This is a genomic window from Candidatus Hydrogenedentota bacterium (assembly GCA_035416745.1).
In the GTDB taxonomy this organism is placed as follows: domain Bacteria; phylum Hydrogenedentota; class Hydrogenedentia; order Hydrogenedentales; family SLHB01; genus UBA2224.
In genome coordinates this window covers 1-10459 of sequence record DAOLNV010000132.1, presented here as the reverse complement: position 1 = coordinate 10459, position 10459 = coordinate 1, and the positions used below count along the sequence as shown (strand labels likewise).

Here is a 10459-nt window from a genome sequence, read left to right as displayed (position 1 = left end):
CGCCCTCCGGAGCGCCAAAGGCGCGTAACATGGATTCTCCGGACCGCCGCTGGCGCTGGAGAGGGAGGCCGTAAGGTGTGAACATGTTTCGCGCCGTTGGCATTGAAGACTCCCGGCTGCCCTATCTTCAGCAGTTGGACGCTAATCGGGGCCCATAAATAGCATGGTGCCGTTCCCTCGTTTCGCCGACGCTAATCCGGATTTGGGATTTCGTTATTCCTGGTGGACACACTCGGGCCACACTGTATACTTGAACGTCGTGCTCTTGGTGGCGATGTGGGAGCCTGGCCAATGATATATCGGTTCGTAACGGCGTGTGCCTGCTTGATTGCGCTGTTCGCGGCCACGGCCGCCGCTGCCGCGGCACGGGGCGATTGGCCGGAGCTTCGGCAAAACAAACATCTGACGGGCTTTCAGCAGGTTCCGGGGAAGATGGTTGAAGCTCCTGTCGTCCGCGCGGTGTATAACCTCCCCCGCACGCGGCCGCCGGTTACGCCCGTGGCGTTGCCGGACGGGGCGGGCCACGTGGGATTGAGCATTGTGTCGGGCGCTTTGCTGTGTTTCGATACATCGGGCAACCGTTTGTGGGAATGTCATCCGCCCGGGCTGAATTTCTCGGGTATCGTGGCGTGCCGCGACCTGGACCGCAACGGGACGATAGACATTGCTCTCGAGGCGGGGCGCCCGGCCCAACCCTACGGCGCGGCGGCGCTGGTGGCGCTCGATGACGGGCGGCTGCTGTGGCGCTACGACGTCGAGCCCATGTCATATTCGTGGAGATTGTACGCGGGCCGGTATCTGCCCGGCCGCGAGGATGAACAGCTCATCGTCGTGATGCACGGCTATCCTCCCGACAAAGACAACGGCTACATGGCGCTGTTCGCGTTCCCGGAAGCCGGAGCGTCCCCCGCCATGCAGTGGCGGCATGCTTTCGACAAGTACACCTGCTTCCCCACGCTGCTGCAGACCGACCTGGATGGCGACGGGACCGAGGAGCTGGTCATCGAGACCCACAGCCGCATGTGGTTTCTCGAGCCGGCCACCGGCGCGGTGAAGCACTTCGTCCAGTGGGACGTGTCGCCAGCCAACATGCGCAGCTATGGCTACATCGAGTTCGTCGACCTTGACCGCGACGGGCTCAAGGACTTTCTGTGCATCGCGGACTTCGCCCAGCACCACGAAGTGTTGTTGAATAAGAACGGCGCCATGGAAAAGGCGTGGTCCCACGGTTGGGGCGAAAGTGTAACCACGGGCAAGGTCGCCACCACGTGGCCCGTCCCGCCGTACGCGGATGTCGACGGCGACGGCGGGCTCGAGGTCGTCGTATCCATGTTCAACTCCGAAAACGAAGGCAAGTGGCTGGTCCGCGTTTATGACGCGGTAGACGGAGACCTCGAGTTTCGCGCGCCCGGGTTCGCCGCGACGGCATTGGCCGATGTCAACGGCGACGGCGCCGCGGACGTGCTGGCGAACCGCACGAGCGACCCGACCCGGACGGTCCTCGGCGGCGCCGCGCTGCTTGCCATCAAAGATGGCGCGCTCGAAACGGTCTGGACCGATGCTCGCATGACCGCGCTCGACCGTGCCGTCGCGGACGGCCCTCTGCTGCGGGGGCCTGACGGGGTGGTGGCCCTGAGCATAAGCAGTGACGGCAGTGCGGGGTTGCATCCCTATACGGAACCCCCGCCCGAGAATGCGGTAGACTTCTCGGCCGTACCCGCGGTCCAGGGCCCGCCGTTTCCCGACTTGCTGGCGGCCGACGTCACGGGCGATGCCCGCAACGAGCTGGTGATTTACCAGGACCCCACGGCGATTGTACTGACGTTTACCGGCGACGCGCTTGAAGAGGTTGCCCGGTTCGAATCGGGTGCGCCGCCGGCAATGGCGGATTACGATGGTGACGGCGCGCTGGATGTCGCGACGATCGCGGTCTCGCCGGATATGTTGCCTGTCGTGACCGTGCGCGATTTGCGCACCGCCGGCGCCGTGAAATGGCGGACGGCGTTCCCCGAGCCGCCCACGCCCGGATTGCCGCAGCCGCGAAAAGCTTATCTCCGCCCCGGACGGTTCACGGGGGGGACGGGCGAGGACGTGTACGTGTGGGCAGGCACGCCTTCGGTGCGGAGCGCCGTGCTCGATGGCCGGACCGGCGCCATTGTTTGGGAGCGGTGCCAGGTCCCCGATGCGGAGCGTTATTGGGGGCCCAGCGTCAATCTCGCTTCGGTGTACGACGTGGATGCCGACCGCAAGGAAGACCTGGTGTTCACCAACCCCGACTACTACTGCGTGGTATCCGGCCCGACGGGCGAATTCCTCGTGGGACCCCTTTTCCCGCCGAAGATCTTCAACCAGCCGAGCCAGGGACTGTACACGTGCCCGGTCATACTGACGCGCCCGCCGGAAAACCCGCTCGTGTGTCTGGTTGCGGGGCATTACTTCCAGGGGGCGTTGTCGTTGAACGGCGACCCGTACTGGTACAAGCTGCCCACGGCCGGCGAGAACCGCTGCGCGCGAGAAGGGTTCCGTGCGGCCGCCGACGGCGCCTGGCAGATGGGGTTTGGGCGGCAGAACGGCAGTTTTGCGTGCATCGACGCGCGCGACGGATCGGTCCGTTGGGAAATGCCTCTCGAGGCAGCCGCATCGGACGCGATCTCGTGCGATGTGGATGGCGACGGGGCGGCCGAATTCCTCGTGGGCACCAGTCACGGGACACTCCTCGCGATCAACGAAGCCAGCGCCGCGCCGCACCAGGTCTGGCTGGTAGAGCTGGGCGCGGCTCTGGGCGCACCGGTCGCCGCCGACTTCGACGGCGACGGCTTGTGCGAGATCGCGGTACCCACTTCCGACGGCAGGGTGGTCGTGATGGAGTAGAACCAGCGCGATTTCACGGAAAACGACCCAAACGACACGAAGCGCCTCGAAGGATCTGGCGGATTGCTTAATGAAGCTCCAGAAATGGGGCTGGGCAATCGCAGGCGTTCCAGCCCATTTTGGGCTTTCGATACCTCTTTCCCGATTCCGCGAGGTAAGAGGGGAAAGCCAAGAGATCTGGCCACAATCGGCGTTCCATGGGCGGTAAATCTTTACTCGAAACTTGGTTGTATAGTTCGCAGGGTCTTGACATACCTTTGAGCAGGTATGTATAATAGCCTTGAGATGTGTTTCGAACACGCGCCGAGCCGTGCCCGGGAAAGGTCAGCGATATGCCCGAGATACTCACGGGAAAAGACCGAGGGACTCGCGGGCAGGGCCGTGTCCAGCGGTCGCCGGTGACTCTTAGCTCAAGTACAACCTCTTCCCTCTGCTTCCTTGCTTCCGTTGCGGTCCCCGCCGGACGTGGCGCCCCTCTGGCGCGCTCGGCGGGGACCGCCCCGGCGTCCACGGGTTTCGGCTGCGAATCGCAGGGCACTCGGGAACGAAATCAGGGCGAAGCACGAATCCATACTCGAGCAGGCAGCGGCCAGACGCGTATCTTCCGGCCTGGGCCGTGCGCGGGGTGGGGCCTTTGGGACGGGGGCGTTGACAACGAGGGTATTGACATTTGACGTACATTCCCGAAGGTATGTATAGTACGGCGCTGCGTTTTCCCCGGCCGAGCCGGCAACACCCCTCCAACAGCGGGGTCTCATGGCAAGAAAGACGAAGGAAGAGTCGCAAGAAACACGGCGCTCCATCCTGCTGGCGGCACTGGATGTGCTGAGCGAGAAGGGGTATTCGCGGGCCACATTCGTGGATATCGCGAAGCGCATTGGCATGACCAAGGGCGCGGTGTACTGGCATTTCAAGAACAAGCAGTCGCTGCTGGCCGCGCTGATGCAGGAGATGCACGAACGGGAGCTGGGTCTCGTAGCCGAGGAAGCGGGCAGAGCGGCGTCCTTGGATGACTTGAGAACCTATGTGGTGGCCCGGGTGCGTATCGCGACGCGCGACGAACTATGCCGGAAGTTCGCATTTTTCGCGTTGCTCCAGATGGAATGGTCGGTGGATATGATGGCGGCCGTCCGGGATGAATTGATGAACTTCCGGACGGAACCCTTTGACGAATTCGGCCACATTCTGAACGAGGCACGGCGTCGTGGGGAACTCCGCGAAGACATCGACATCAACGTTGTGAAAGACATGCTGACAAGCATGTGGATTGGCCTCTTGACGGTGCATTTTCAAGGCTTGAGCGCGACAGATCCCGTACAGACCGCGGAAATTGCCCTTGGAACGTTGATCAACAGCCTGCGGGCATAGACGACGCGCGAGATAAGGAGACTTCTCTTGACGAATGACAGCAATGCAGACGGGCGCGCGGTGGCGCCGCGCCGCCCCAACCGTATCCTTGGATTTGCCCAGGCAGTCTTGATTCTTGTGTTGCTGGGGGCGGGCTGGTTCTTGCGCGGCCTGATACCGAGCGCTCCGGTGGCGGGCGGGCCTCCCGGCGCGATGGGTGGGCCTCAAGGGCCGCCGGCGATCGTGGCCGCCGTCATAACCGAGGGTCCGGCTGAAGCGCCCGAGGAATTCATCGGGCATGTCGAGTCGGTCGAATCCGTCAACGTTACGCCGCAAGTGGCGGGCTACTTGCAGACGGTCCATTTTGAAGAAGGCAGCGTTGTTGCGGCCGGCGACCTGCTGTTCACGATCGAGAAGGCGCCGTTTGAAGCGCGGGTGGCGCTTGCCGAGGCAGCCGTGCAACAGGCGGAAGCCAACGTACCGGCGGCCCAGGCGGACCTCGAGGCGGCCCGCGCCAACCTGGTCCGCGCAGAGAAGTATTTCGAGCGTCTGAAGAACGCCGACGAACGCAGCGTGGTGCAGGCCGATATGGATAAGGCCACGGCGGATTTCGAGCAGAGCCAGGCGCGTGTGAAACAAGCCGCGGCCGCGGTTCAACAAGCTCAGGCGGCTCTCGAGCAGGCGAAAGCCAATTTGAGCCTGGCGCGGATCGACCTAGGGTATACGGAGATCCGGGCGCCCATCAGCGGCCCGATTGGCAAGGCGCTCGTGACCGAAGGCAACTATGTCACGCCCGCCAGCGGTCCGCTTGCCCGCATCGTGCAGGTCGATCCGGCACGCGTGGTGTACTCCGTGCCCGACCGGAAATACGTGACTCTGCTCAAGATCATGAACGAACGCGGCGCGTCGGCCTTGGACCTGCGCCTGCGCCTCCCGGACGGTACGCTGTATGAAGGCCAGGGACAATGGAGTTTTACGGACAACGAAATGGACCAGGCCACGGGAAGCATTGCGTTGCGGGCGCGTTTTGACAATCCCAAACGCCTGCTGGTTCCGAAGACGAACGTGACGGTGTTGGCGCAGTCCGCCGAGACGCGTACCGCGCCGAAGGTGCCCTCACAAGCCGTAATGGCGGATTCGCGAGGAGAATTCGTGTACGTGGTGAATGCAGAAAGCATTGCCGAAGAGCGGCGCGTCGTATTGGGAGCGGAAGTGGAGGGCTATCGGATTGTCGACGAGGGGCTTGTTCCCGGCGAGCAAGTCGTCGTGCAAGGCCTTCAGAAAACGCAGCCCGGACAGCCCGTCCAGGCGACCATTCAACCGACCGGCACCGAAGGAAACTGAACCTATGCTGGCACGCATATTCATAGCGCGTCCGCGCTTCGCCATGGTCATCTGCATTGTATTGACGCTGGCGGGCGTGGTGTCCATGTTTGCCCTGCCCATTGAGCAATACCCGTCGGTCACGCCGCCCGAGGTCAACGTTCGAACCCGGTATCCTGGCGCCAGCGCCGAAGTGCTGGCAGCCACGGTCGCCGCGCCGCTCGAAGAAGAGATGAACGGCGTCGACAACATGATCTACATGCAGTCCGACTGCGACAACCAAGGGAATTACAGTCTGACGGTGACGTTCGCGGTGGGCACAAACCTCGACATGTGCCTGGTCAAAGTGCAGAACCGGGTGTCACAGGCTCTGCCCAGGCTGCCGACGGAAGTGTCGCAGCAGGGAATGTCCGTCAGCTCGCGGTCATCGAGCACTCTCGGAATTGTGATTTTTTTCTCGCCCAAAGGGACTCATGACCGCTTCTTCATCAGCGACTATGTGAACTCGTACGTTAAAGACGAGTTGATGCGCATTCCGGGTGTGGGCGGGGCGACGGTCATGGGGTCGAAGTTTGCCATGCGGGCATGGCTTGACGTGGACCGGCTGAATGCACTCGGGATCAGTACAGACGAAGTGGTCGCCGCGATTCGAAGTCAGAACGTGCAGGCCTCGGTTGGCGCGGTCGGCGCGGCGCCCGGTAACGAAAACCACCAGCTCGTATATGCGCTTCAGACGATGGGCCGTCTGAACGATCCAAAGGATTTCGAGAACATCATCGTCCGCACAAATGATGCAGGCGGTCTGGTGCGCCTGAAGGATATCGGCACGGTCGAGAAAGGGGCCGACCAGTATTCGGCGGAGGGTTTCTACAAAGAGGGCGAGAGTACCGGCCTACTGCTCAACCAGATGCCGGGTTCGAATGCGATCACGACGATGGATGCGTTGTATGAGCGCCTTGAGCAGCTGAAGGCGAGTTTCCCGGAAGACCTCGATTACCGCATTCCTTTTGACGCGACCACGTTTGTGCGGATCAGCATCAAAGAGATCGTAACGACGCTTATCCTGACCTTCGGGCTCGTGGTGTTTGTGTGCTACATTTTCCTGGAAGATTGGCGCGCGACCCTGATCCCGACGCTGGCGATCCCGGTCTCTCTTCTCAGCACGTTTCTGATCTTGATGGCCGTTGGCTTTACGATCAATCTGCTGACGCTGTTCGCGCTGGTGCTGGCGATTGGGATTGTGGTAGACGATGCCATCATTGTGGTGGAACGCGTGACCTATTTGATGGAAGAAGAGCGTCTGGATCACCGGGCCGCCACCTACAAGGCGATGGAGCAGATTTCCGGGGCGATCATAGCTTCGACGCTGGTGTTGCTGGCCATCTTCGTGCCGGTGGCGTTTCTGGGGGGCATTACGGGCCAGATTTACCGGCAGTTTGCGGTGGCCATTTCGACGGCCATCTTCTTTTCGGGAGTGGTCGCCCTGACGCTGAGCCCCGCTCTGTGTTCCCTCATCTTGCGCATTCCCAAGGAGCGGCGGCACGGTCCTCTGCGCTGGTTCAACACCCTCGTCAAGGGCAGCCGGATGTTATATGTGACGCTTTCGTCGTGGCTTTGTCGCCGCCCGGCGGTCGCCATTGTATGTCTCGCAACCGTGGTGGGCATTGCCGTATTGCTGTTCCAGGTCACGCCGGGGGCCTTTATTCCCGATGAAGATCAGGGGATCATCTTCGCGGCGGTGCAGTTGCCGGAAGGCGCAACGCTGAGCCGCACCAAGACGCAAATCCAGGAGATCATGCCGGCTATCCTCGAGACGCCAGGCGTGCGCCAGCTGTTCGGCGTGGCCGGATTCAGCATGATCGGCGGCCGCGGCGAGAACGTGGGGTTTCTGGTCGTCCAGCTCAATCCCTGGGATGAACGCAAGACAGCGGACACGCGGATATCGGCAATCGCGCAGAAACTGCGCGCGTACACCGCCACCATACCCAATGCGGAGATCAATTTCTTCACCCCGCCGGCCATCATGGGATTGGGGCGAACGGGGGGCATCGATGTACGGGTGCAGGCCCTCGAGGACCCGGACCCGCAGCGTCTCGCCTCGGTAACCAAGGGGTTCCTTGCCAGCCTGAGCCAGGCGCCTGAAATCATGTTCGCGTTCACGGGCTATACGGCCAATACGCCGAATCTGTACGTCGAAGTGGAGCGGGAAAAGGCGGAATCGCTCGGCGTGCCGGTATCGAGCATATTCACCACCCTTCAAGGCTATCTCGGCTCGCGGTACGTCAACGACGTCAATTTCGGCAGCCGCGTCAATCAGGTGTACATCCAGGCGGAATGGAAGGATCGCAAAGATTCGGAGGATGTCAGGCGCCTGTACGTGAAGAGCAGGCGCGGCGAGATGGTCTCGATGGACAGCCTGGTCACGCTTCGCACCATAACGGCCCCGCGGGTGACGGACCGCTTCAATCTGTTCCCCAGCGCGGCGATGACGGCGTCGACCGTTCCCGGAGTCAGTTCGGGTGCGGGGATTGCCGCCCTCGAGCGCGTGGCCGCCCAAACGCTTCCCCCGGGTTACGGGCTGGCATGGTCGGGCATGAGTTACCAGGAGAAAGAAACCGGCAGCGAAGGGGTGGTGCTGATCGGGCTGGCCCTCGTCTTCGGCTACCTCTTCCTGGTGGCCCAGTATGAGAGCTGGACGATTCCGGTGCCGGTCATGCTGTCGCTGCCGACAGCGATGCTCGGCGCGATGTTGGGTCTCAATATCACCGGCATCGCCTTGAGCATATACTCCCAGCTTGGGCTAATCATGCTTGTGGGCATCGCGAGCAAGAACGCCATTCTGATCGTTGAATTCGCGCGCGACACCCATGAAGGCCAGGGGGAAAGCATTGTGGACTCCGCGACGACCGCGATGTATCAGCGGTTCCGGCCCGTTCTGATGACGGCCTTCACCACATTCCTGGGGACGCTGCCCATGGTGCTTGCCACGGGGGCCGGCTCGGGGGCGCGGCGCTCCATCGGGACCACGTTGTTTTCTGGAATGAGCATGGCCACGATTCTGGGCATCCTGTTCATTCCGGCTCTGTACGTGATATTCCAAACCCTGCGGGAAAAACTCAAGCATATGCTGCACATTTCGTCTGAACCGCGCTCTGAGGAGCACCAGGAGGAGGTCTCATGATGCGCCGCGTCCTGCCGCTGATGCCTTTTGCGATTGCGGTTTTGTTTTCCGGATGCACAACCGTGGGGCCTGATTACGCCGCGCCCGGCGTTCCCGAGCCGCCGGTGTCGGATCTGCTCAAGGCCGCCGGCCCTGAGGCGACGGCCGAAACGGGGCCCGTCACGGCGGAATCGCTCGCGTCCTGGTGGGAAACCCTCGAGGATCCCCTGCTGACGGAGCTTGTGAAACGGTCCCTTGACGGCAATCTGGACATCCGGCAGGCCCAATCCCGCGTGCGCATGGCGCGGCACATCGCTGGTATCGCCCAGTCGGGCCTGTATCCCCGGCTTGACGGGGGGGCAACATACCAGCGAAGCCGGACCAGCGAGAATCTGGTTCCGGGGCCGTCTGAGCTTGACAAAGTGCAGCAGGTGGCCGGAACCATCTCGACGGCGCTTGGCGCGGCGCAGAACTGGTCGTTGTTTACCCAGGACCCGGCCCAGGCCCTGCTGAACGTGCCCCGGCAGGTTGCATCGTGGCCTGTCCAGCGGGATGTGGATTGGGAAAGTGATTTCTACCGCGCGGGTGTGGATGCGTCGTGGGAGCTCGACATTTTCGGGGGGACGCGCCGCGGCATCGAAGCGGCGCAGGCCGACGTCGAGGCCGCGCAGGAAAGCTTGAAGGCGGTCTGGGTGTCGCTTGCCGGGGCGGTTGCCCGGAACTACGTCGCGTTACGCACGTATCAGGCTCGCCTGCAAGTGGCCGAATCGAATCTGAGCGCGCAGGAAGAGACCTACGAACTGCTGGAATCGTTGTACGAATCGGGTCTGCGCGATGCGTTGGCCGTGCAGCAGGCGCGTTACATCATGGAAAACACCCGCGCGTTGATTCCCCCCATGCGCAGCGGCATCGAAACAGCGATGAACAGTCTGGCGGTGCTGACCGGCGCGATGCCCGGCGACCTGCATGCCCAATTGAGCGAGGTAAAGCCTATCCCGGTCGCGTCCCTCAAGGTGGTAACGGGCATTCCCGCAAACGCGCTGCGCCAGCGGCCCGATATCCGTATGGCGGAGCGCGCGTTGGCCGCACAGACGGCGCGGATTGGCGAAGCCGAGGCCGAACTGTATCCGAAGTTCTTTCTGACCGGTTCGATAGGGCTCGAGTCGATCAAGTCCGCAACCCTGTTTGAAACCGACAGCGGCGCGTGGAACATCGGCCCGAGCGTCTCGTGGCCAATCTTTCATGCGGGCGCCATTCGCAAGAACATCAAGGTACAGACCGAATTGCAGGAGCAGTACCTTGCCGCCTACGAAAACACCGTGCTGACCGCGGTGCAAGAAGTGCGCGAAGCTCTCGTGGACTACGCGGAGGAGCAACAGCGGCGCGAAGCGCTGACGAGGGCCGTCGACGCCGCCCGAAACGCGCTCGAGGTGGCCCAGGACCAGTACAAGAACGGCCTGAGCGATTTCAACAGCGTCCTGGACGCGCAACGGTCGCTGCTGACCTACCAGGAGCAGCTGGCTCTCAGTGAAGGCGTGATCTCGGTGAATCTCGTCCGCCTCTACAAAGCTCTCGGCGGCGGATGGGGCCCGATGCAGGATTCCGCCACAGACCTCTCATAAGCGCGCAAGTACAGCGGGAAACCGGCTCGGGTATCCGAGCCACACCGCCGCTTTCTGGGAATTGTCTTGTCAACAGGCGCTGCCGGTTCGCCCGCCGGGTTGCTCGGAAGGGGTCACCGTGGGGAGTCTGTCTTGT

Annotated in this window: 5 protein-coding genes; all 5 read left to right on the top strand. The window is 62.5% G+C overall.

What is annotated here, in order from left to right; all coding sequences use genetic code 11:
- Positions 1 to 291 precede the first annotated feature (291 nt).
- The 5 genes from PLJ71_21615 (at position 292) to PLJ71_21595 (ending at position 10323) form a co-directional block, all read left to right on the top strand.
- Entirely contained in the window at positions 292 to 2871 is a 2580-nt protein-coding gene (locus tag PLJ71_21615) for a VCBS repeat-containing protein (GenBank protein HQM51287.1), read from the top strand.
- A 756-nt stretch (positions 2872 to 3627) separates the two neighbouring features.
- The gene (locus PLJ71_21610) at positions 3628 to 4239 is read left to right on the top strand and encodes a TetR family transcriptional regulator (protein HQM51286.1); all 612 of its coding nucleotides are present in this window, start codon (positions 3628 to 3630) and stop codon (positions 4237 to 4239) included.
- Positions 4240 to 4266: 27 nt separating this feature from the next.
- The gene (locus PLJ71_21605; GenBank protein HQM51285.1) at positions 4267 to 5562 is read left to right on the top strand and encodes an efflux RND transporter periplasmic adaptor subunit; all 1296 of its coding nucleotides are present in this window, start codon (positions 4267 to 4269) and stop codon (positions 5560 to 5562) included.
- 4 nt (positions 5563 to 5566) lie between these two features.
- Entirely contained in the window at positions 5567 to 8722 is a 3156-nt protein-coding gene (locus tag PLJ71_21600) for an efflux RND transporter permease subunit (GenBank protein HQM51284.1), read from the top strand.
- Positions 8719 to 10323, top strand: a complete 1605-nt coding sequence (locus tag PLJ71_21595) for an efflux transporter outer membrane subunit (GenBank protein HQM51283.1) — start codon at positions 8719 to 8721, stop codon at positions 10321 to 10323. Before PLJ71_21600 ends, PLJ71_21595 begins: the two co-directional genes overlap by 4 nt.
- Positions 10324 to 10459 lie beyond the last annotated feature (136 nt).

Bases quoted from the DNA above. Each gene is read 5' to 3' on its own strand.
- PLJ71_21615 (HQM51287.1), top strand. From the start codon at position 292: ATGATATATCGGTTCGTAACGGCGTGTGCCTGCTTGATTGCGCTGTTC.
- PLJ71_21610 (HQM51286.1), top strand. From the start codon at position 3,628: ATGGCAAGAAAGACGAAGGAAGAGTCGCAAGAAACACGGCGCTCCATC.
- PLJ71_21600 (HQM51284.1), top strand. From the start codon at position 5,567: ATGCTGGCACGCATATTCATAGCGCGTCCGCGCTTCGCCATGGTCATC.
- PLJ71_21595 (HQM51283.1), top strand. From the start codon at position 8,719: ATGATGCGCCGCGTCCTGCCGCTGATGCCTTTTGCGATTGCGGTTTTG.